Source organism: Rheinheimera soli (assembly GCF_031457405.1).
Taxonomy (GTDB): domain Bacteria; phylum Pseudomonadota; class Gammaproteobacteria; order Enterobacterales; family Alteromonadaceae; genus Pararheinheimera; species Pararheinheimera soli_A.
The window spans coordinates 74,501-96,015 of sequence record NZ_JAVDWR010000005.1 but is presented as its reverse complement, the minus strand read 5'-3'; the positions used below and the strand labels follow the sequence as shown (position 1 = coordinate 96,015).

General features: G+C 46.7%; 23 protein-coding genes. 10 read left to right on the top strand and 13 right to left on the bottom strand.

What is annotated here, in order from left to right:
• Positions 1–4: 4 nt before the first annotated feature.
• Positions 5–523: a DUF6942 family protein gene (locus J2W69_RS09965; RefSeq protein ID WP_310277556.1), complete on the bottom strand. Its 519-nt coding sequence runs from the start codon at positions 521–523 to the stop codon at positions 5–7.
• Between the two features lie 65 nt (positions 524–588).
• Positions 589–1,383 (bottom strand): helix-turn-helix domain-containing protein, encoded by a 795-nt coding sequence (locus J2W69_RS09960; protein ID WP_310277553.1) that lies wholly within the window; start codon positions 1,381–1,383, stop codon positions 589–591.
• 60 nt (positions 1,384–1,443) lie between these two features.
• Here J2W69_RS09960 and J2W69_RS09955 point away from each other — a divergent pair, with 60 nt between their 5' ends.
• Positions 1,444–1,866 carry a DUF3224 domain-containing protein gene (locus J2W69_RS09955; protein ID WP_310277551.1) on the top strand — a complete coding sequence of 141 codons (423 nt, stop codon included), beginning with the start codon at positions 1,444–1,446 and terminating at the stop codon, positions 1,864–1,866.
• A gap of 41 nt (positions 1,867–1,907) precedes the next feature.
• Here the strand turns inward: J2W69_RS09955 and J2W69_RS09950 are convergent, their stop codons facing one another.
• From J2W69_RS09950 to J2W69_RS09930, 5 genes are all read right to left on the bottom strand, one after another.
• Entirely contained in the window at positions 1,908–3,509 is a 1,602-nt protein-coding gene (locus tag J2W69_RS09950; protein WP_310277548.1) for an amidohydrolase family protein, read from the bottom strand.
• 58 nt (positions 3,510–3,567) lie between these two features.
• Entirely contained in the window at positions 3,568–4,827 is a 1,260-nt protein-coding gene (locus J2W69_RS09945; protein WP_310277545.1) for a sensor histidine kinase, read from the bottom strand.
• Positions 4,824–5,534 (bottom strand): response regulator transcription factor, encoded by a 711-nt coding sequence (locus tag J2W69_RS09940; protein ID WP_310277541.1) that lies wholly within the window; start codon positions 5,532–5,534, stop codon positions 4,824–4,826. The genes J2W69_RS09945 and J2W69_RS09940 overlap by 4 nt, the downstream gene beginning before the upstream one ends.
• Before the next feature lies 1 nt (position 5,535).
• On the bottom strand, positions 5,536–6,651 hold the full coding sequence (locus J2W69_RS09935) for a type 1 glutamine amidotransferase domain-containing protein (protein WP_310277538.1): 1,116 nt from the start codon (positions 6,649–6,651) through the stop codon (positions 5,536–5,538).
• Between the two features lie 78 nt (positions 6,652–6,729).
• Positions 6,730–8,640 (bottom strand): hypothetical protein, encoded by a 1,911-nt coding sequence (locus tag J2W69_RS09930; protein ID WP_310277535.1) that lies wholly within the window; start codon positions 8,638–8,640, stop codon positions 6,730–6,732.
• A 188-nt stretch (positions 8,641–8,828) separates the two neighbouring features.
• Between J2W69_RS09930 and J2W69_RS09925 the strand changes: the two genes are divergently transcribed.
• Positions 8,829–11,603: a hypothetical protein gene (locus tag J2W69_RS09925; protein ID WP_310277532.1), complete on the top strand. Its 2,775-nt coding sequence runs from the start codon at positions 8,829–8,831 to the stop codon at positions 11,601–11,603.
• Positions 11,604–11,869: 266 nt separating this feature from the next.
• Entirely contained in the window at positions 11,870–12,118 is a 249-nt protein-coding gene (locus J2W69_RS09920; protein WP_310277529.1) for an HP1242/YdcH family protein, read from the top strand.
• Between the two features lie 63 nt (positions 12,119–12,181).
• On the opposite strand, the gene J2W69_RS09915 is transcribed toward J2W69_RS09920, so the two are convergent.
• The 3 genes from J2W69_RS09915 to J2W69_RS09905 form a co-directional block, all read right to left on the bottom strand.
• Positions 12,182–12,679, bottom strand: a complete 498-nt coding sequence (locus tag J2W69_RS09915) for a DUF1993 family protein (RefSeq protein WP_310277526.1) — start codon at positions 12,677–12,679, stop codon at positions 12,182–12,184.
• 271 nt (positions 12,680–12,950) lie between these two features.
• Entirely contained in the window at positions 12,951–13,247 is a 297-nt protein-coding gene (locus tag J2W69_RS09910) for a HigA family addiction module antitoxin (RefSeq protein ID WP_310277523.1), read from the bottom strand.
• Positions 13,247–13,525 (bottom strand): type II toxin-antitoxin system RelE/ParE family toxin, encoded by a 279-nt coding sequence (locus J2W69_RS09905; protein ID WP_310277520.1) that lies wholly within the window; start codon positions 13,523–13,525, stop codon positions 13,247–13,249. The genes J2W69_RS09910 and J2W69_RS09905 overlap by 1 nt, the downstream gene beginning before the upstream one ends.
• 556 nt (positions 13,526–14,081) lie before the next feature.
• Between J2W69_RS09905 and J2W69_RS09900 the strand changes: the two genes are divergently transcribed.
• From J2W69_RS09900 to J2W69_RS09870, 7 genes are all read left to right on the top strand, one after another.
• A complete protein-coding gene (locus J2W69_RS09900) occupies positions 14,082–14,501 on the top strand; it encodes a BlaI/MecI/CopY family transcriptional regulator (protein WP_310277517.1) in 420 nt (139 codons plus the stop codon).
• Between the two features lies 1 nt (position 14,502).
• Positions 14,503–15,885 carry a peptidoglycan DD-metalloendopeptidase family protein gene (locus tag J2W69_RS09895; RefSeq protein ID WP_310277514.1) on the top strand — a complete coding sequence of 461 codons (1,383 nt, stop codon included), beginning with the start codon at positions 14,503–14,505 and terminating at the stop codon, positions 15,883–15,885.
• A gap of 12 nt (positions 15,886–15,897) precedes the next feature.
• Entirely contained in the window at positions 15,898–17,025 is a 1,128-nt protein-coding gene (locus J2W69_RS09890; protein ID WP_310277511.1) for a serine hydrolase domain-containing protein, read from the top strand.
• Between the two features lie 26 nt (positions 17,026–17,051).
• A complete protein-coding gene (locus tag J2W69_RS09885) occupies positions 17,052–17,951 on the top strand; it encodes an alpha/beta hydrolase (RefSeq protein ID WP_310277509.1) in 900 nt (299 codons plus the stop codon).
• Between the two features lie 64 nt (positions 17,952–18,015).
• On the top strand, positions 18,016–18,480 hold the full coding sequence (locus J2W69_RS09880; RefSeq protein WP_310277507.1) for a DUF4920 domain-containing protein: 465 nt from the start codon (positions 18,016–18,018) through the stop codon (positions 18,478–18,480).
• Between the two features lie 39 nt (positions 18,481–18,519).
• Positions 18,520–19,335, top strand: a complete 816-nt coding sequence (locus J2W69_RS09875; RefSeq protein ID WP_310277504.1) for a helix-turn-helix domain-containing protein — start codon at positions 18,520–18,522, stop codon at positions 19,333–19,335.
• Positions 19,336–19,378: 43 nt separating this feature from the next.
• Positions 19,379–19,831 (top strand): carboxymuconolactone decarboxylase family protein, encoded by a 453-nt coding sequence (locus tag J2W69_RS09870; protein ID WP_310277501.1) that lies wholly within the window; start codon positions 19,379–19,381, stop codon positions 19,829–19,831.
• A gap of 88 nt (positions 19,832–19,919) precedes the next feature.
• Here J2W69_RS09870 and J2W69_RS09865 read toward each other — a convergent pair whose 3' ends face one another.
• The 3 genes from J2W69_RS09865 to J2W69_RS09855 form a co-directional block, all read right to left on the bottom strand.
• On the bottom strand, positions 19,920–20,471 hold the full coding sequence (locus J2W69_RS09865; protein WP_310277498.1) for a DUF7010 family protein: 552 nt from the start codon (positions 20,469–20,471) through the stop codon (positions 19,920–19,922).
• An 88-nt stretch (positions 20,472–20,559) separates the two neighbouring features.
• On the bottom strand, positions 20,560–20,928 hold the full coding sequence (locus J2W69_RS09860; protein ID WP_310277869.1) for a YbaN family protein: 369 nt from the start codon (positions 20,926–20,928) through the stop codon (positions 20,560–20,562).
• A gap of 28 nt (positions 20,929–20,956) precedes the next feature.
• Positions 20,957–21,502, bottom strand: a complete 546-nt coding sequence (locus J2W69_RS09855; RefSeq protein WP_310277495.1) for a hydrolase — start codon at positions 21,500–21,502, stop codon at positions 20,957–20,959.
• Positions 21,503–21,515 lie beyond the last annotated feature (13 nt).

Sequence of the window (21,515 nt, the reverse complement as noted above, 5' to 3'; positions counted from 1 at the left end):
CTGATTATGTTCGCAATGAATGTAGCAATCCGGCCGTAAACTTAATTTTTTCATTGCTCAACTGACGGTAATCAAAATAAGGCGTCACCAACACTTTGTTTATGGGGTCTATCGCAAACTCTTCATTCAGCCAATGCAACTGACAAGCTAAACCACGCTCAATCAATTGCTTCGCATGGGTGCGGCCTGCTATTAAATGAATGATGTTCTCGGCAGGGTTTAGCTGTGGCATATCGAATAACAGGGCTGTGTCTGAAGCTTGTTGCAGCAAAAACTGATCCCGATACAACTGCCAGCTGGCCGCCTGAGTCGGGAAGGTAAATAACTTCGGGTCCAAAGCGCACAGCAGTTTGGCGTAGACATTAAACAGCTTGCGCCAGCCATTACCGCAGTGCTGATAAATCAGGTTGATATCGCCTGCTTGCATCGCTTCGCAGTCAAATAACTGCTGGTACTGTGGCATTTTGGGTCTGTTTTCCACATAAACCCGAAAGCTGGCGTTTTGATCCCCTAATCCAATCACTTTGTTGTCTCATCCGGTAAAAACTGCCGTTATGGTAGCGGATTTTATCTGTTTTGCCTGCAGCTTCAGGGATGCAACTTATAGGCTGTTGGAGTCACACCCAGAAACTCTTTAAAGTCTCGAATTAAATGCGACTGATCGGTATAACCCAAAGCCTCTACCAGATCAGCAATCTCCACTGACTGCTGCTCCAATAGCTCCAACGCCTGATGCAAACGGTATTTCCGGATCAGCCATTTTGGGTTTATGCCTAAATACTGGCGGAAACAACGCTGTATGGCCCGAATCGGAATTTCGCTGCGCTCAGACAACAACTCAACACGGGTAATATCAGATTGCTGTTTAATCATATCCACCAGTTGCCGTACTCTTGTTCGTTGCAAAGAAGGTTGAATAGCAAAGGGCTGAAAGCAGGAGTGAAGTATGGCCACTATTTGTGGGTCTGAGTTCGCCGCAGATAACTCCGACAGCAGCCTGCTGGTATCCAGATTAAACATCTGCTGTACATCAACTTGTCGATCTATGAAGTCGGCAGGCTTGAAATTCAGCTTTTCTGCTAATGCGCCCAACACAAATTTAACGCCAATAATTTGCCCTTTGCCCTGCATTTCATAGCTATAACTTTTGCTGACAGGCCCAAGCATGGTGACCTTGCCGTTGCTGACAAAGAGGTGGAAATTAGGGTCGGGTAAGTTTTGTTGCACATGAGCAGCTTGACCACGCAAGTCCCAATCAACCAACCAAAACTGTTCAATTAATTCAGCCAGCGCCGCATCTGGAAAATATCGGCGTAGCTGATAGCGCTCAGCACTTTGGCGTTGGTGAAGCACACCGGAGATTTTATTGTGATTACTTTTCAACACCCTGTCCGCATTAACCTGTCTGAATGACGTGTTTTTACAATACCGCAGATCAGCAGCATGATACTGTTAAATCACTTTTATTCAGCAAGACAGGAACAGAAAGTGAAGCAACTCAAGGGCTCATTTCAAATTACCGACTGGAAAGAATCAATCAACAAATCCTTTGATGACGGAGCAAAACTGAGCAAAGCGCTGGTCAGCCAGACGTACAGCGGCGATATAACCGGCAGCAGCGAAGTACAATACCAACTGAGCTATGAAACGACAGGCGATGCCTGCTTTAACGGCTTCGAATTTATTAGCGGCACTATTGGCGATACGCCTTGTAAGTTAACGCTAAAACACGATGGTACCTTTGAAAAAGGTATCGCAAAAAGCCAGTTTGGGATTGTCAGTAGCGCCACCCATCCAGAGTGGGTGGGCGTGACAGGTTTTTTTACCTCGACCGAAGGTGGGCAAGCAAACTATCTTATCGGTTAGGCAGGAATCAGGCCCCGCTTTATGCAGGACCTTTGAATAGCCTAATCCGCAAATTGCTGACGCATAGGTGCACTCATCAGTGCGTCCCACAGCAAATGCAGGTTTAGCCTGATGCTGTTCGCCTGATCTTCAGCAAAACCTTCTAGTTGCAGCAGCAAAACCTTTGGATACCAGTGCCCTGCCAGCACTACGGCTTCAGGTTGGCGCATACTGGCTAAATTCAGCAAAGGGTTATGATTCAGCAATATCAAATCGGCGGTTTTACCCACAGCAATTGAACCTGTTTGTGCTGCCATGCCAGCAAAAATGGCGGGATTAATAGTAGCGGTTTGAATGGCTTCTAAAGGGGTTAAACCTGCCTGCTGGTACAACGCCAGCTCGTCGTGTAAGCCTGAGCCTGCAAAGACAAAAGAGTCTGGGGTATCTGTGCCAGCCAGAATCTTTACGCCTGCTTGCTGCGCTTGTTTTAATTGCTGCTGCGCCAAAGACAGCAGGTCTTTATGCACATTCAGTCCTTTGTTGTCGTGGGCTTTTTCCAACATGCCATCTGCATCGCCCTGCCAGAGTAATTGCAGTAAATAAGGCACAAACTTCAGTCTGCTGTCCTGACGAAATTCGGTATCACCTGCTTTAGCACCCAATTGCAGGGTTAATAAGGTAGGGCTCCACCAGGTGTTGGATAACGCCATTTGTTGCATCAGTTGCTGGCACAACTCCGGGTTTTGGCTTTGCAGCAGTTCACGCCATTGCTCTGGCTGAAAACTCTGGGTGAGTGGCTGTTGTTTATAGGCTTTAATGGCATCGGCACATTCAAAAATAAAGACCCGGCCATGCTCTACGCTACCTTGATTTGCATCTAACATGTGCTGAAAAGGCACCAACCAGGGTTGATGCCCTGCCAGCGCCATACCAGTATCTTTGGCTGCAGCAACTAACCACTGGTATTGCTGAACACTGAGTTGTTCATACACTTTTATAAAATCAGTGCCTTGCGCCTGATAATATTCAACCAAAGCTTTGGCATCGACAGCAGATTGCAGCTTAAAAAAAGCAGGATAATCAGCCGGTACTTCCGGGCCACCATTAAGCTGATAACTGCTGTGTAACCAATAGTTCGGGCTGGTTCTGTGCCCTGCTATCACTTGTTTTTGCCAGCGTTTTCGGTCTGCTGTACAGGCCTGAAAACTATCTGGCTCCAGCATACAACCTGATAAATCCCGCACTGCAGTGACACCAGCTGCTATCCATAACGGATGATGCAGTTGAGGAGAAATCTGTAAGGAATGGGTGTGCATATCGGTCAGGCCTGGCATTAAAAAACGCCCTGCTGCATGCACTTTAAGCCGCCCATCGGCCATAAATTCAGTACGAACCGCCGCGCTGTTCTCTGTTTCCATGCCATCTGAAGCCGTAATTTTGCTAATTCTGCCTTTATCAATCCATACCGCCTGATGTGGATGAATTTGGCCTGTTTCTACATCCACAATACTGACATTATCCAGCAGCAACGGAGCTATGCTGGCGGGGCCTGGTGCTTCTGGCAAAGGCCAGCTGACACAACCAACCAATACCAGGGAGCACAATGACAGCACAGCGAACAAGGTAAATGCAGTTTGTTTGAGCAGATAAAATAGTCGATACATAAGAAAGATCCGGTTAATGAACTCCCAGTATCATGTCGGAAGAAGTGTGAAGGGGGCGTCAAAGTTGCGGCCAAATTAGCCTAACTATCAGTTGTTGCTCTGAACGGTTTAACTGCAGCTCCAGCCCTGTTTGCTGACAGAGCCGTTGCACTATGCCCAGCCCCAAGCCATAGCCGCTACTTTGGCGGCCTTTGGCAAATAAAGCGGTTAACTCAGTGGGCGCATCTTCGGCTTGCAACGGGTTACTGATAACCAAACCCAGCGAGTCGGCGCTGATATGCACAGTACCGGGGGCACCATGTAAAAAAGCATTCTGCAATAAGTTGGTCAGCACCATCTGCAGCAGTACAGGGTTTAGCTGCAGCTGCAAATCAGGTTCCACCTGCAGCTCAAGTTCGATGTGTTTACCGTCCAGCAGGGGTGATAAGTTTAAAACCAGTTGCTCCAGCAAAGCGGCCAGTTTGATGCTTTCCATTTTCCCCAGATGCTGCTCGCGTGACATAGCCAGCAAGGTGCTGATCAGCTGGTTCATTTGCCTGCTGCTGTGCTGAATTTGTTCCAGTCGCTGTTGCTGCTCTGCTGGCCATGCTTGTGTGGACATCTGAGCAAGCAACAACTCACAACTGCTTTGGATCACCGCCAGTGGGGTACGCAGTTCGTGGCTGGCATCGCGGCTAAAGGCTTGTTCCCGTGCAATAAAGGCCTGCACTCTTTGCCAGTTTTGCTCTAAAGCTTCCGCCAATACGCCTATTTCATTGGCCGGAAAAACTTTAGAAAAACCCGGGCTCAACTGATCGTTTTGCACCAGCTCTGCCAGTTGAGTTAAAGGCCGTGTTGCACGGCGCGCTAAAACAAAACCCAAAGCAGCGGCCAGCAGTAACATCACTAAAGTGCTGATGCCATAAAATAAAAACATTTCATCACGAATAGGCCGCACTACCAGTTGCTGACTGACTTCCGCCACCAGCCAGACTGGCTCTTTTGCTGCAGGATGAACGACACGACGGAGGTGATAATGCCGACCATCCAAACCACTGTATTCAGTGCGTTGAGTGGCGGGTTCAAGTGCCTGCAGCAGGTCTGCAGGTAAATCCTTAGTTTGAAGGTAAATTTGAATAGCCGGAGATTGTGGTGCTGATAAATGCGGCTGTTGCAGCTGGTACTTTTCTTCGTCCATTAACTGATGACGAAAAAACTGGTCTTCCACCGTATAAACAAAAACCACATTAAAAAAGCTGAATAAAGAGGCACAAAGCAGAGCCAGAATAACAAAAGCCCAAATAATACGCTGACCTAAACTCCGGGCTGGTTTATTCATTGATGAGGCCCCTGCGGCACGACCAGCTTAAAACCTATGCCATAGACTGTATGCAACATACTGTCCGCAAAAGGTTTATCCAGTTGCTGGCGCAGCAAGTAGATATGGGCCCGCAGTGCATCAGAGTCTGGCGGTTCATCGCCCCATAGCTGATAACTTAAATCAGAGCGGCTGACCAAAGCCGGATAAGCTTCAGCCAGCACTACTAAAATACGGTAACCCAGCGGATGTAAATCCAGATGCAGTCCTGCACGGCTGGCTTGTTGTTGCGATCTGTCTATCACTAAAGGCCCCAGCTGTAATTGCGGGTCGACGCTTAATAAATGACGACGGCTTAAAGCCAAACAACGCACCGCCAATTCAGCCAGCTCAAAAGGTTTGGTCAGGTAATCGTCAGCACCGGCAGCAAAACCCTGCAACTTATCATCCAGACTATCCAAAGCGGTCAGCATCAGTACGGGCACAGCTTTTAGCCAGAACTGCCGTAACTGCACACACAGCTGCCTGCCATCCACATCCGGCAACATCAGATCCAACAGCACTAAATCGTAGCTATGCTGTTTCGCCAGCTGCAAGGCCAAAGCGCCAGTAGCGGCATAATCCAGATGGTGCCCGGCCGAAGTCAGATAATCGATGATATTGCAGGCCAACGCCTGCTGATCTTCCACCAGCAGAATACGCAGGCCTGGTTGGCTATGGTTTTTCAACTTATCCCTTCGTTTTGATCAGCAACTCTTCTGCTGCTTTGGAGTCTGGCTGCTGTTTTAGCACAGCTTTTGCCAGTTCAACAGCTCGGGTTGTATTGCCCAATTGTAGCTGACCTTGTGCCAATGCCATTAAAAACTGCGGATCAGTAAAGCGGCCGCTCACCATTTCCATCACTTGCACTGCTTGCTGACGCTCTGGTTCGGCTGTGGCAAATTGCAGAGCGTAATAACCCCAAGCCGCCATCAACGGAATATCTACCCGCTTTTCATCCAGTGGTTGTGGTACAGGCTGACCTGCTAAAAACTGCTGAATTAAACTAACAGCCCGTTCATCCGGATAAGACTGACGCTGTGCCGTTTTCAGTGCTAACTGAGTTAATATCGCATCAATCAGAGCCGGAGTTGAGTAGGGGTTCTGGCCTGTGATCAGTTTGCCATCCTGCACAGTTAACGGCAGCATAGGGCCAGCTTGTTGATATAAAGCTCCGGCTTTGGTTAAACCATCCTGCAATAAAAACGGATAAAGCGGCAGCATTTCTTTGGCAAACATGCTTTCTTCCTGGTTGCTGAAACCCGCTACTTTTTTGCCTTGCAGCAACAGCGAACCATCTTTGTTCTTCACATGAATTAAAGCCGCAGGGCCATGACACACTGCAGCTATCACCTTCTGCTGCACCGCCATATCCGCCAGTAATTGCTGTAGAGGCAGATGATCGGCTAAATCAAACATGGCGCCTTTGCCCCCCAGCACCAGCACAGCCTGATAGTCTTCAGCTTTCACTTCCGTTATTTTTTTACTGCCAGCCAACCACTGCATAGCTGTTGGATCAGCCTGTACTGCGGTGTTGTAAACTTTAGATTTGTTGTATTTACCTACTTCCACTTTGCCGCCTTTGGGGCTGGCAAGTTCAAGCTGAACTTGTGGGCTTAGCAGTTGGTAAGCCATGGCATATTCATCAAACTCCAACCCTGGCTTTTTCGGGTCATCAGCCACGCCATAACTGCTGGCCACTAATAACACTTTAGGTTTCTGTACAAGCTCTTCAGCCTGAACTGCACCAAATAGCGATATAACGGCCAGCAGCCAGAGCCTGTTTCTACATGGTGTTGATTTCATCTTTTGTTACTCCGTTGTCATGCAATTTTGAATAGCCTGACAAAACAAAAGTGAAAAGGGCGTCAAAGCTTTTGCCAGTCAACCTGATGAAGACGATCTCCACTGCTTTCTCTTTTTCAGATCGGTTTCTAACAGCTTATACAGAGCTGTTTTTAATTTTTTCTTACCCCAGAATTTCCAGGCCAAAGTAGCGGCTAGTTTCTGACGCCAGTTCAAATCCAACTCTTTCGTCAAAGCGGGTATCAGTAAGTCAGCTCTTTTTGCCGCAGCATCAACCAGCACATTGAGTTCAGTTGGCCCAGCTAAAGGCCAGTCCGGCTGCCTAGGTTCAGGAAAGTCACTAAAGATGGGGATAATCTGCAGTTCTTTTTCGGTTAGATCAGTGTAAAACCCCTCTCCGCCGCATTGAGCGTACCCTTTACGAACCACCTGATAATCTGCAGGCAAACTAAAGTGATGCTTTAAAAAGCGATAACAATTCAGCCGCCCCAACTGATAATCATGAGCGCGAAAGGCCTCTGCTAAAAAACCACCAAAACCGCCCACTAAACCTGAAGCCAAAGCATACTTCTCATCTTGTTCAGCGGCATTTTTACGCACAGGAGCAATCAGATAACGGCTGTACACCTGTTCGTCATAAGCGGCCACCAGTTCATCAAATTTACATCTGGATTGATTCAGAAAGGCTGGCACTAATGCCATGATGACCTTCAGCAGCAAAGTATCTGCAAAAGGCTCGTTGGGTGCCCCATCAATCGCCTCTTTCGCGTCTTGTGCATGTTGTGGTGGGAAAGGGTCAATCATCACGACAGCCCTGTCGACTAAAGCCGCTGATTCTTCATCCCTTGGGTTTGGCTTTGGCGGGTTTTTCATCAAACTAAAGCGGGTTAATTCAAAAGGTTCGTTATTAAACATACCACCGTCTACCGCTATGTAAGGCAAAGTGACAGCAGCGGCCGGATCGGCCATCAGAATGGCGGTATTTTTTTCAGTAAAAAGCTCTGTCAGTTTTGCCGGACTGATCACCTGCGATGACAGCTGTGGCATTAAACGGAAGTTATACTTCGCCCTGTACGGATCGGGAAACTGCAAAGGCCACTGCCGGGCCACATAATGGCCTAAGGTATTGACGCTGACATAACGGGCTGCCAGCACCGCAGGAAAAGACCCGGATGCCAAAGCCGCACCGGCGAATTTGGTCCAGGGTCCGGCTTTATAATCCTGACGGGGATCAAGGATAGCTTTGGCCGTTATTTTTTCAGTTTGTAACCACTGCAATTGCATTAAAATGGCAGGGTCAGGATCAGCCCATGCACTAGTCACATCAGCAGACCCCAGGTCGGTAACAACAAAGTGTGTGCGGTCGGCATGATTTGTCATGGCATAACCCGTTTTGAGTTGACCACCTGTTGTAAATGGCACTGAATAACCCACACCACGCAAGTTAGAGTGGGTAAAAAACAAATGCAGCGACTGACTGAAATACGTTTTAAGCTCAGCCGTTTTTTGATAATTGGCAAAACACTGCTCAACAATACCAGCCAGTGCAGCTGAATTCAGTACTGATACCAAAGGAGCCTTAGCCATTAAATCGTCAAGGCCCAATAATGCCTGCTGCGTTTCTGATAAAAATGCGGGCAAACTAACCCAGGCCTGATACAGCATGGGTAAGGTGTAACTGACCTGCCCAACCTGCGGCACTTGTGCATGCTGTAACCCGGTTTTACTGTCTGCAGCTGCAGCTACCCCTACTGCACCTACTATGCTGCCAGCCGAAGCCCCCGACATCACTGAGATCACCACTTTGTGTTTGGGCACATTGGCTTGCCCACCTTTTTGCCGCCACAACTCCAGAGCAGCGATCAGACAATCAAATACGCCTGCCGTATAAGCGCCGGCAGAAATGGCGCCAGCCATGGTGAGTCCGAGATGGAAAACAGCTTCAGTTTCTGTGGTCTGAATAGTGGGAATATCAAGCGGATCTGGCATGACGTTGGTCCTTGTCTTTATTTTGACAACAATCAGTAAAGCAGGATTTTTAAACTAAGCAAAAGTTGTCCGGCTTTATTGTACCCAACTTGACAATCCCCAAAAAAGACACACACTAAACCCAGCTTTATGCTGCCCTCTGCTGTACTCAAAATTTGGGGTTATCACATGACAAAAGGAGAGCAATCATGCCGCAAACCCTGTCCACTATGGATCAAACCAAAGAATGGCTGTTTTTTGCCCTGACACTGGACGAGGTGATCAAAGCTGAAAAACAGCAGCATCCTGATCACTCCACTTTGACCGCATTAAGGCACCTGATCAGTTACGCAGCCACAGACAACTGGCCTGCTTACCTGACCGAATACGACAACAGTTACCAGCTACTCAGCAAACAATTAACAGCACAAGACGAAAACAAACTACTGAACTTGCTGCTGGATTTCTCGAAACCTCTGAAAGATTTCACGCCAGAATGGGAATATCAAACGGAACTGCTGACAAAAGATACAGCACTGGAAACAGACGCAGCAGTACCTTTAAGCTTTAGTGGCCAGGCCACAGTGCAGGCCGAACTTGATGTGTACAACAAAGCGGATGCGGCCACTGATCATCAGTTAGAGATCCGCCTTAGTCAGGCATTGGTCCGATTGGGGCTGGATGGAGTGCTCAGCACAAACTTTGGTACAGGCACGGTACCTCTTGCCAATGGTAGTTGGGGCCTCAGCGCAAAAAGTGAGAAAAAGGCCAGTTATGATCTGTTTTTTGCCGCACCTGAGCAGGAGGATTTAATTCAGGTTCTGCCCAAAGCTATCAGTGCATTGCCCACATGGGCAGATCTGGATTCGGCGCTGCAGCAGTTAAACGAGCCTTATGCACCGCAGAGGATTAGCCTGACGCTGGCTGGCAGCGTAGAAGCTAAAACTGAACTCAGTGTAGGCCAGCAGTTGATCCGCAATTTTGCTAAAGCAGGTGCTGATGCAAATGCTCCCGGTGTTCAGCTCAACGTAGCGGCCACACTGAGCAGTAGTTTGTTATTGTCCGGGGCTTTTGAACTGATCCTGACCAGACTCAATGCGACAGAATTAGAAGTAAAATTAACCAGAACCAAGGCACACGAAAAACAAGCGGGTTTAACTTTAGGTGGAAGCCTTCAAGTAACAGGTGCTGAACAGCTGGCCGAAAAATTACTGACCGAAACCACAGATCCGGAGCCATTGCTAGAGCAGCTAAAACAACTGGCAAACCCTTATGCGCTGTTGCAGGAAAAAGTTAAAACCAGCCTGAGTACAGCAGAGAACCCGCTGCTGGTTCAACTGAGCGCTTTGCTGTTTAATTTAACTGAACCAGAAGATGTGAATGCAGAGCTGCAAAATTACCTGCAGTTACAAATCACTGATCTGCTGAGCAAACATTTTGATCCATGGCAGGCTGATTCACCTCAACTGATCAACAAGCTGGTGGCATCCTTGACGGCTCAGCCTGAACTGCAACAAAAACTCAGCACCTTACTGACCCCTGAACTGAATAAACTGACCACTGAGGTTCGGCAAACCCTACAACAACAGTTGGAGCAATGGGCACAGCAGGTTATTGAACAATCGCAATTATTAAAAAAACTGGATGCAGCTGGCCTGAAATTGCAAGATCTGGTGACTTTACCCGCACCTTTGCAAGCCGTTTTAAAGCGCAGCCAAAACTGGTTAACTTCGTATGGCCAAAAACGTCAGGCTTTGGCAGAGGCTATCACCCAAGCGTCCGAGCGCCAGCTGGGGTTAAGTTTTATGGCCTCAGTACAACAAAATAACCAGAGCCAGACCTTATGTAGTTTTGTTGTCAGTCAAAGTTCCGCCATAAGCCGGGCTTTGTTTAAGTCCTGCCTGACAGGGCAGCTTAAATCCTTACCGGAATTACTTAAGGGGGCAATTGCTGAGGGCAGCATCAGTCAGGTTGAATACCTGTTTAAACAACAATTCAATCAGACCTCTACCACAGGCTTAACCTTTGATCTGTTTGGCTTTGAATTAAGCTGGCAAAAAGTAGTCAGTTACGGTGCTGTATTTGCGGTCGACATGCATGGGCATGTAGTAGCAGCCAAAAGCACTGCTGATATCAGTGCCCGCTTTAAGTTTCTGGGCGAGCAACGAGAGGCCAGTTTAACCAGCATAGAAGAGCTGATAGATGCCCAATCAGCGCCCCGACTTCAAGGTAGCCTGACCTTAAGTTACAGCTATAGCGAAGAAAAACTTAAAGCGGATGATGCAACAGAGTTTTTCAACAGCCTGGTAGCAGCGGGTTTAGCCAGCCAGGGGTTAAATTCAAGAGCCTTGGCTTTGTTAGACTCAGGTTCAGCACGACAACAAAACAGCTGGCGTAATGTGTCGTTAAATTTGGCGTTGCAGCTGTCCACAGCTCAACTTTTTAGTCTGACGGAGCAAAACCCGGATCAAGTATTTGCAACCGCCTGCGCTATTCAGTTTGAAGTGGCAGAACTGATAGTGCCATGGTGGAAAAATGGAAAGTACTACGAAAAATACTCCGACTGGACACAAAACCTTGCAGCTTTGCGCCAGCTTGCGAAGTCCAACACTGCTCCCAACTTTATAGGGCCTGACTCAGGAGGCATAACAGTGCGGGACTATGAAAGGCTGATCTGGCAAGTGGCCCGTGGTGCTGACGGCTGGCAAAACTATCTGCAGCAACTGAAAATAGTACGGCAAAGTTTTCAGACGCCAGCAGGCTTAAGTTATGAACAGCTTCAGCAGATCAGCAAGGAGATGAGCACAGCATTGTCACGCTGGGTTGTGAGCAAAGACGCATTAAACAAAGACCGCATCAGTTGGCGTATAGCAGCGCTTGCGCTGTTACTTTGCCACAGCTGCCGGCTTGACCCTCTGCAGGTTACTGTTTTAGAAATAAAACAAGGAGCAACAAAGACACTACAACATAGCCTGCTGAAATAACTCCGACCGGGTACTGCATTATTGCAGTGCCCGGTCCTTGCCCACTGAAATAAAAGTACCTGTAAACAACCCAAAACACATCAAAAATGTAAACTACTTGTTATATTCACTATACTTGTGCTGGATCAAAAAACTGTCAGAACAAAAGCGTAGCATGATGGATATAGCACAGACAGCACAACTGTAACAACGCATCATAAAGCTGTAATGCTGAACTGGAACATGTTTTGCCAGCCCAGCGCACCATAAACCAACGGGGAAAAACTATGCCAGATAAACACGATTTACATTCTGAGTTTCCGGAATACAAAGAACAAATTCATCAGTTAAAACAACACAATAACCACTTTGCCCTGTTGTTTAGCCGTTACCATGAAATTGACCACGAAATACATCGCATTGAGCAAGGGTCAGAGGTATGCAGCGACGATTATCTGGAGCAGCAAAAAGTACAGCGCCTGCATTTAAAAGATGATTTATTTATGATGATCAAAGCAGCTGAAGCCGCGGTTTAATATCTCAGACGGGCGGGCTTGTATGGCCCGCTGTCATTGAAAAGCGGCAGAAAAAACCGAGTTCTATCTCAGAAAAGAAAACCCTGCCGGATACTGATGCCAGCCATCAAAATCAGCCTTGCTTAAAGGCACCTGCTGAGCGCGGGCTATGGCGTATACCATGCTGTAATGAAAGTAAAAATTCGGTAAGGCATACAAATACACAAACTGCTCACCCGCCAGCTCCAGCTCAGCAAAACCCGCTGTGGTTGCTATAGGTTTTTGCTGCCAACCATCAAAATCTTTTGCAGTAAGCAAAGTTAAATAATCCAGACTCAACTGAATTTGTTGCTGTAGATCCAGCCAAACTGGCATAGGTTTAGTAAAAGTTGGCACTTCTTTTTCACATAAAGCACAACAAGCGCGCAATGAAAAACCAATAGCAGTCTGCGCTTGCTGCCACAGCGGAAACTGCTCATCAGTTAAAACCGCATCCAGCAAATCGATATCATGCTGCTGAATTTTCTGCAGCAACAAGGCTAACTGGCGCAAAGGATGAATAAAAAGCTCGTTAGGTAACATGGAGTTGTCCTTGCTCAATGCTAAAAATCTTTGGGCTAGTTACAGATATAACCCGCTCAGCACCACCAGCATAACGCCAAAATAGGTTTAATACAGCCCACTGATGTCGATGACATAAACATGACGCAAGAACGTGTCGAAAAAATACGGTTTTTTAAACATGACTTCTTGATATGTCGATGGTATCGACCTATTTGAACTTGGGAGAAAACAGGGTTTGAAGATTAATTGTAGGGGTGTCCTTTATGGTCACCCGCTGCTATGTCTGGTGTCAGGCAAATTCCAACTGATAAGGCAAAACCTTTAACTCAGATTGTTGCTCACGCACCAGCCACAGATCATAGGCATTCTGTAACCGAAGCCAATGCTCAGCTGAAGGTTTACTAAAAGCCAGTTCCAAACGAAGCGCCATTTCCGGCGTAATAGCACCTCTGGCATTCAGTACTTTGGATAAGGTTTTACGGCTGATGTTTAAATGTGCCGAAACATCAGTCACAGTTAACGCCAAAGGCTCAATAATCAGCTCCTTTAGAATCTCACCAGGGTGAGCCGGGTTATGCATACTCATTAGTGATAGTCCTCGTAGTTAACAACTTCAGCATCCCGGCCAATAAATTTAAATGTGACACGCCAATTTCCATTCACAGTAACGGACCAAATACCTTTTCGATCACCAGAAAGCTCATGCAGCCGAAGGCCTGGCAGATCCATATCATCTATGGCTTGTGCCTGATCAAGGTTTGACAGGATAAGTCTCAGGCGATTCTGATGTTTGGCTTGTATGCCAGCTGTACTGCCTGTTTTGTAGAAGCGCTCAAGACCTTTATGTTTAAAGTTCTTAATCATGTCAAAATTGTAACCTATGAGGTTACATTGTCAAGGTCGTACTGCAGATACCAAATACAACGTCCTAATTCATTTTTTTAATTTCTAGTTTTATTACTGACCAACAAATTATTTGTTAGTCCACTATGGTTTGTGGGTATTGGAAGAAAATATAAAGAGCTAAAGTAGATGAAAATAAGCCAGTCACTATAGCAATTACCCGAATCACTCTCATCATGCCGCTATCTGGCCTCCATTGATAACTACAGTAAGATCCTGCTATCCCAGCGATCAACATCAGAGAAAAAACGAGCCAGAAAAATAACAAACGTTGATCCATATACCTTCCTTAAATTTGAACACTCGCTTTAATCTCACTACATAATCAGAAGTCTGCCGCTCAACTATTTATACAGCGATTTAAAAAGTACAATCTTTAGGTATTAATTGGCAAGCACGGGCGACCATAAAGGTCGCGCCCTACATCCCAACCCGAAACAAATATCCCACCACCGCGACAAATGTCGCAGATTTTACTTGACCTTAGTGTGACATCTGTCGCACTCTAGGGGCATTGTTGATTAACGCACTTATTTTTATGCACCAACCTACTGCTCCTGAGCTGGAAATTCTGAAGTTACTTTGGTTAAAACAACCTCTTACCGCCCGTGAATTGCATGACGAGCTGGAGTCTGTGTTGGGCTGGGGTTATTCCTCTACCCGTAAAACTCTGGAGCGGATGGGCGAAAAAGGTTTTGTTGCTTGTGAAACTTTGGGCAATAAAAACAGCTACAAAGCGCTACTGGATAAAATGCCGACGCTGGCGGCTTTTGCACAAGATTTTGGCCGCAGGGTATTTGAACTCAATGGTCCTTTGCCTGTGGCTATGTTTGCCAATAGCAAACTGGTGAATGCGGATGAAATAGCTGACTTAGAAAAACTGCTGGCCGATTTAGCCCAGCAGCACAATGCATCAAACAAAAGCGGCGGGGCTTAAGATGGCAGAACAATTGTTGTTTTCATTGCTGCTCTGTAGCCTTTGGTCTGGATTGCTTTGGTTTGCGACTCAGCCTTTACTGAAAAAATTCAGCGCTTTACAGCAGTGGCCAACTTTGTATTGGTGCTTACTGATGTTAAGTTTTTTACCTCTGCTGCCTATGCCGGAGCTTTATCAACACTGGAGTATTCCGTCTGTACTGCTACAAGATACTGTGACTTCAGTGCAAGCCTTAGCTGCTCAACCGCAACACCCTGCTTTAGTGAAACCAGCGGTGAATACCGGGTTTTATTGGTATATAACCTTGAGTTTTGTATCTATTGTCAGCCTGTTACTATTATGGCGCTTAGTGAAACAATGGCAGCAGGTACAGCAACTGATCGCTCAGGCAGAACAGGTAGATACAAAGTTATTGTTAAGCCAGGCACAGCTTGCACTCTTACCTCCCAGCTTTGAAATCCGCCAAACCCAGGTTGCTGTCTCACCTTTTATTAGCGGCTGGAAGCATATGGTGTTGGTGTTGCCTGCTTATGTAGAGACAATGTCTGAACAACAGCGCCAGTTATTGATAGAACACGAACTGGTTCATTTGCAACGACGCGACCCACAACAGCTTTTACTGCTGCGAATTCTGGTGGCTTTATGTTGGTTTAACCCTGTGCTGCGGCTGATTGAACAAGCCTTTATCCGCAGTATGGAATTGGCGGTGGATAAAGCTGTATTGCAAAAGCAGCCAGAGCAAGCGCTGTTGTATGGTCAAACCTTGCTTTACAGCTTAAAGCAAAGTCAGGCAGAGCAGATGCCAGCGCTGATGCCGGGCTTTATTCAAAGCAATGCAAGCCAAAGTTTTTATCAGCAACGTTTGCAGCAGTTATTTCAGCCAGCACCTGAATTGTCATACAGGCAAAGATCGCGCACTACCGCAGTTTTATGCAGCACGGCTTTACTGCTGAATGTGGGTTGCGCTCAGCTGAGCTTCAGCCCGCCGCCACAAGAATGGCTACTGCCTGTTGGCAAAGTGCCTATCACCTCTTTTTATGGTGTAAAACACCCCTTCCGCCAGAATCGTCCTCATCAGGGGCTGGATTTTGGTGCCAAACGTGGTGCTACAGTAAAAGCAGCGCAAAAAGGCAAAGTACTGATTGCCGACGACAAAAGCTTACATGACAGATATGGCAAAACTGTGTTGATCGACCATGGTCATGGTTATCAAACCTTGTACGCTCATCTGGATGATTTTTATATTAAAGCAGGACAGACTGTGGAACCCGGTCAGCCTATAGGCAAAGTTGGGGCCACAGGCCGGGTGACCGGGCCACATTTACATTTTGAATTATTGGTCGACGGCAAGCAGCAAGACCCAACTCCTTACTTAAAGTTGTAGAAAGGCAACCTGATGAAATTATTTATAAAAACCACCTTATGTAGCCTCTTGTTCTGCACATTTTCAAGCTCAGCACAGTGGCAACAAACCGAACTGCTGCAAGGGCTGGATTTGCAATTCCGTGTGCAGTTGAACCAAGCCAAAGTGCCGGGTGGCGCTTATGCCGTAGTGCGTGGCAACCAAATTATTGCCACCGGCAGTTATGGGGTTCGGGTGATGGGTAAACCGGAAAAAATTGATGCCGACACCGTCTTCCGGCTGGCTTCCGTGTCGAAAACCTTTACCGGTGGCATCAGTGTATTGGCGTCGCAGCAGGGCAAAGTCAATTTAGATTTACCGCTGATTAACTACGTACCTGAATTTAAATTAAAAACAGCTGCGGCAACCCGTCAGATCAAAGTGGATCAGGTATTAAGCCAAAGCACGGGGTTAATGCCTCATGCTTATGAAAACCTGCTGGAAGATAAACAAACTCCTGCTCAAATTCTGCCTAAATTTCAACAACTTGATCCTGGCTGCAAACCGGGCACCTGTTACAGCTACCAGAACATTGTGTTTTCCTTGTTAGATCAGGTACTAAGCCGTGGTACAGGAAAAACGTACGAAGAACTGCTGCCAGAACGTATTTTTAAACCACTGCAGATGAGTACGGCTTCTGTGGGTTACGCACCATTTTTAGCCACTGAAAACAAAGCCATGCCTCATAAAAGAGGGGGCGACAGCTGGCGGCCAGTCAAAGTAGATCCGAACTTTTATTGGGTCAATCCGGCCGCTGGTGTCAATGCCAGCGTCAATGATATGGCCAAATACCTGATTGCCATGTTAGGGCATAAACCCGGCGTCTTCAGCGATGAAGCTTTAGCGCAGTTGCAACAACCTATGGTGAAATTACGCAGCAACCCTCGCTGGCCCGTCTGGCAGCAGTTTAAGCAAGTATCCAACTGGTATGGCCGTGGCTGGCGTGTGATCCAATACGATGAAAACAAACTGTTTTATCACGGCGGTGTGGTAGATGGTTTCCGGCCTTATATCGCTTATTCACCAGATCAAGACATAGGTTTAGTGCTGCTGACCAATGCCGAAGCTGACATTACCGGCCATTTAGCTAAATGGTTCTGGCAACAGGTGTTAAGTACTTAACTCTTAACCATCCAGAAGGATTCGATATGAGATTGTTTATAGTTCTGTGTGCATTGTTCAGCCTGAACTTATCGGCAGAAGAACAATTTCCGGCCTGGGAATTACCCAATACACAAGTGCATCAGTTACCAGCTTTAAGCAATGGCCGCCATTATGAAGTATGGGTTGAGCTGCCTCCGTCTTATGGCAAAACAGAGAAGAAGCTTCCGGTACTTTTTGTCTCTGATGCCAATTATGCCTTTCCACTGATCCGCAGTATTCGTAACCGCTTAGGTGCTGGTGGCCAGAATATTGAAGACTTTATCATTGTAGGTTTGTCTTACGCCAAAGAAGATAATCCAACTGACAGTCGTAGCCTGGATTACACCCCAACCAATGTGCTGGCGAATGGTAAAAAACGGAGCAAACATTTAACAGCTAAAGCTTATGGCGGCGCGGCTTTATATGCAGAGTATCTGCGACAACAAGTGATCCCTTTTGTGCTGAACAACTATCAGATAGACCCAAAACGTAAGCTGTTTGTTGGTCATTCGTATGGTGGCTTATTAGGCGCACAAATCTTGCTGACCCAGCCCGATACTTTTGATACCTATATTTTAAGCAGCCCATCTTTATGGTTTGACGATAAAACCATGTTCAAGCTGGAACAGCAGTACGCGACCAAACACAAAGATTTAAAAGCTAAAGTTCTGCTGTATGCCGCTAAATTTGAACAGATAAAACCAGGGCCACGTTATGCAAGAAGAGTGAGCATAGTGGACGATACGCTGTTGTTTGAAAAAAACCTGAAAAGCCGCAAGTACCCAGGCTTACAGATCCAAAGCCAGATTATTGCCGACGAAGACCATTTATCAGTGTTTCCTTCGATGATAAGTCGCGCTTTGGTAAAGTTATTACCGGGTAATGGGCCATACACACCGGGCTGATGACAGGCTTGTGCAGTCAGCGCATAATGCTTTGAACCTTGAATAAAGAGCACAGGAGAGCACTATGAAATTGGTTAAACAAATGTTGCTGACTACAGCACTGACTTTCGCTGCCTTTAGCACCTCAGCCACCACTTTTGGTGCTGCTGTCGATAAAACCAGGCTGGTGGAGGTCGCTGATATTCTGGCGAAACCACAAAGTTACCTGCAGCAACAGGTGACGGTGAAAGGTACTGTGGAAGCGGTCTGCCAAAAAAAAGGCTGCTGGATGCAGTTGTCAGCAGGGAAAAATCAGCCGACTTTTCGCATTAAAGTAAAAGACGGCGATATGGTGTTTCCGGTTAGCGCCAAAGGCAAAACTGCTTATGCCAGTGGCAAGCTGGACCCTATCGAAATGGATTTAGAATCCAGCCGTGAATATCTGGCGCATAAAGCCGAAGAACAAGGCGAAACCTTTGATCCGCAAAGCGTCACTGAAGCCATCACTTTGTATCAACTGGTGCCTGTAGCTGTTGAGATTGCAGATTAACAATTGTAGGGACGACCTTTATGGTCGCCCGGAACAAAGATGAGCACTCAAGAGTTGTATTTTCAGCCCAACAGCAGCTTGACTGCTTTGGGTTTTAGCCAGCATCAGCCATCTGAGCAGCTAAAACCCTGGGTGCAGCAGTACTGGACCATACAGGTTCCAGAGCAAGCGGATACCACACAACCTTATCCACAATATCCGGATGGTGGCAGTAATCTGACCTTTGAATTCCTGCCAAACCAGCTACCCTCGGCCTATATCCACTACAGCCAACAATTAAACCAAAGTTCATTTTTGCCAGGCCAGCATCTGCTGAGTGTGCGTTTCCTTGCCACAGGAACTTTTCAGTTATTGGGTATTAGTCCTGCAGAACTGACAAAAGCAGCATTGGATATTCGGCTATGCAATCTGGTGGGACTGGACTGGTTATTGGATCAACTGACGAACAGCCCCACTCTGCCAGCCCGGCTTACGGCTATTGAATGTTGGTTATTACATTTAGCCGAACAGAGGGTATCAAATACAACTTTGGTGCAAAAAAGCCTGACGCTATTAAAACAACCAGCCACCGATTTGCAGCACTTGTACAGCCAGTTACCAAAAAGCCGCAGACAATTTGAACGCTTATTTAAGCTGGAAACAGGTTTATCACCTGCGCAATTACAACTGCTGTTTAAAGTAAAACTGGCGAGATTTTTAATCAGTAACAACCCAATCATTGAGTTAGTCAGTGTGGCACAACAAGCTGGTTTTTATGATCAGGCTCATATGCATCAGCATTTTGTCCGCATCACAGGCCAAACCCCGGGCCAGTATAAAAAACGTAAGATGTCGCAATTGTCCAATTCTGCCTGATAGCTGGCCCGTACACTGAACACCTCAACTAACGGAGGTGTTTATGTCAGAACGTATCAGTCGTACTGCGGTGTATAAAGGTCAGCCTGCTATGGTGCAGCATCTGGTGGGGCTTGCCAAAGCGGCCGAAGATTCTGGTTTGGATAAAAGCCTGATCCACTTAATAAAAATTCGTGCTTCTCAGTTAAACGGCTGTGCTTTTTGCCAACATATGCATGCCAATGAAGCGAGAAAGGATGGTGAACAACAACATCGTTTGGATATATTGCCGTCATGGCAGGAAGTGAAATCAGCTTTTACAGCCCGTGAGCAGGCAGCTTTGATCTGGACTGAAGCTTTAACTTTAGTGGCAGCCAGAGGTGTGCCTGATCAGGACTATGCTACTGTTGCAGCTGAATATTCAGGGCAGGAAATTTTGAACCTGACGGCGTTAATTATCACCATCAACAGCTGGAACCGTATCGCAGTGGCCTTTCATTTTCAGCCTGAGTTTTAAAGCATTATCGGATAGATGGGCGGGCACAAGGCCCGCCCCTAGGTTTTTTCCATCAAAATTTTCCTTTACGGGTCGCCCGCAGCCATGACTAGGCAGTGTTTCCAGCATCCGCCACACGGCGGTGCATTTGCAGCAGGGTAACCAGGTAACAAATCACAGTGACCAAAGCTGCTGCAGTAATGGAATTGATCGGCAACCATAAAAAAGCAGCAAAGAGACCAAAGGCTCGCATTAATAAGTGCTGTAAACCAAGTTTATGTTGAATGATCCAGCCGTATAAAGGCCAGTGAATTGCTAAAGCTAAAGCCAGACTAAAAGGCACCAGTTCAGGTTTAGCGAATAACAAAGGGATATGCAAAGCCCACAGCGAGTTGGCCATAATCACGCCCACCCCCATCAGCTTACCCAAGACATTAGCTTTCATAAAAAGATCTTCGCCACGCCATTTGGCAAAAAGCAGCGCCAGCGGAAAAATAGCACCTGAACCAAACAACATCACCAGCAATACAGTTTTAAAAGGCAGCAGTAGACTAAGCACTAGTACCACAGACCAAAACACTGTGCCTGCCAGCGGCATAGACATCGACTTGTTACTGCGTTGTTCAAAATCTTGTCTAAGCTGGCTTAACGTAAGTTCCATTCAGCTTTCCTTGTTTAAAATTATGTAAACAAATTAGAGTGCAAAATGGCAAGTGTCAAATTTAAAGTGTTGATTTAAAAGGAACAACTTATAGTTCCGGTCGACGCCACAACCAAATGGCAACACAACAGAGAAAAGGCGGCAACAGCAGTTTGAGCAAAAAAGGAGCAGGGGATAGCAGTAACATAACAACAGACAACGACATCATACCTGCCGCCATATATTTGGCTTTACGGGGCACAGCGCCATGCTCACGCCAGCGTTTAAGGGGCGGACCAAAGCTGGGATGTGCTAATAACCAAATTTCTAAACGGGGCCAGCCTTTACCAGCAGACCAGGCAGAAAGCAGCAAAAAAGGCACTGTGGGCAAACCAGGCAAAACTACGCCTATTAAGCCCAATAACAAACTGATACCAGCGAGAAAACGCCAGCAGGAAACTGTCAGCAGCTTTAACATCACAACTTTACCGCTTTTTTTTTCCTATTTATCGGATCCAGCCTTTGCTGATAGTACGGAAGTTATCTGTACCTGCTTTATCCAGCCACTCAAAGGCCAGCATTTCTTTACTGATGATTTGGGCGCCAGCCTGCTGCAAACGTAATAACGCCAGTTGACGGTTTTGTTCGGTACGGGAACCGACAGCTTCTTCCACAATAAATACCTGATAACCGGCAGCTAATGCATCCATGGCGCTTTGCAGCACACAAACATGGGTTTCGGTACCTATGATCACCAGTTGGGTTTTGCCACTTAGCTTTACACGTTCAGCGATCAGAGGTTCACGCAAGGCACTAAAATGGATTTTTTCCATCACATGGTCTTCAGGCACTAACTCGGCCAAAGCAGGTAAAGTGACACCTAAACCTTGTGGATATTGTTCTGTGGCAAGAATAGGCACACCAAGTTGCACGGCAATTTGTAAAACCCAGGCCGCTGCTTGTTCTACTTCTTTGCCTTGATCGATCACAGGAGCCAGTTTTTCCTGCATATCAATCAGCAATACCAGGCTATCCATCTGCTTGACTAACATGATGTACTCTCCG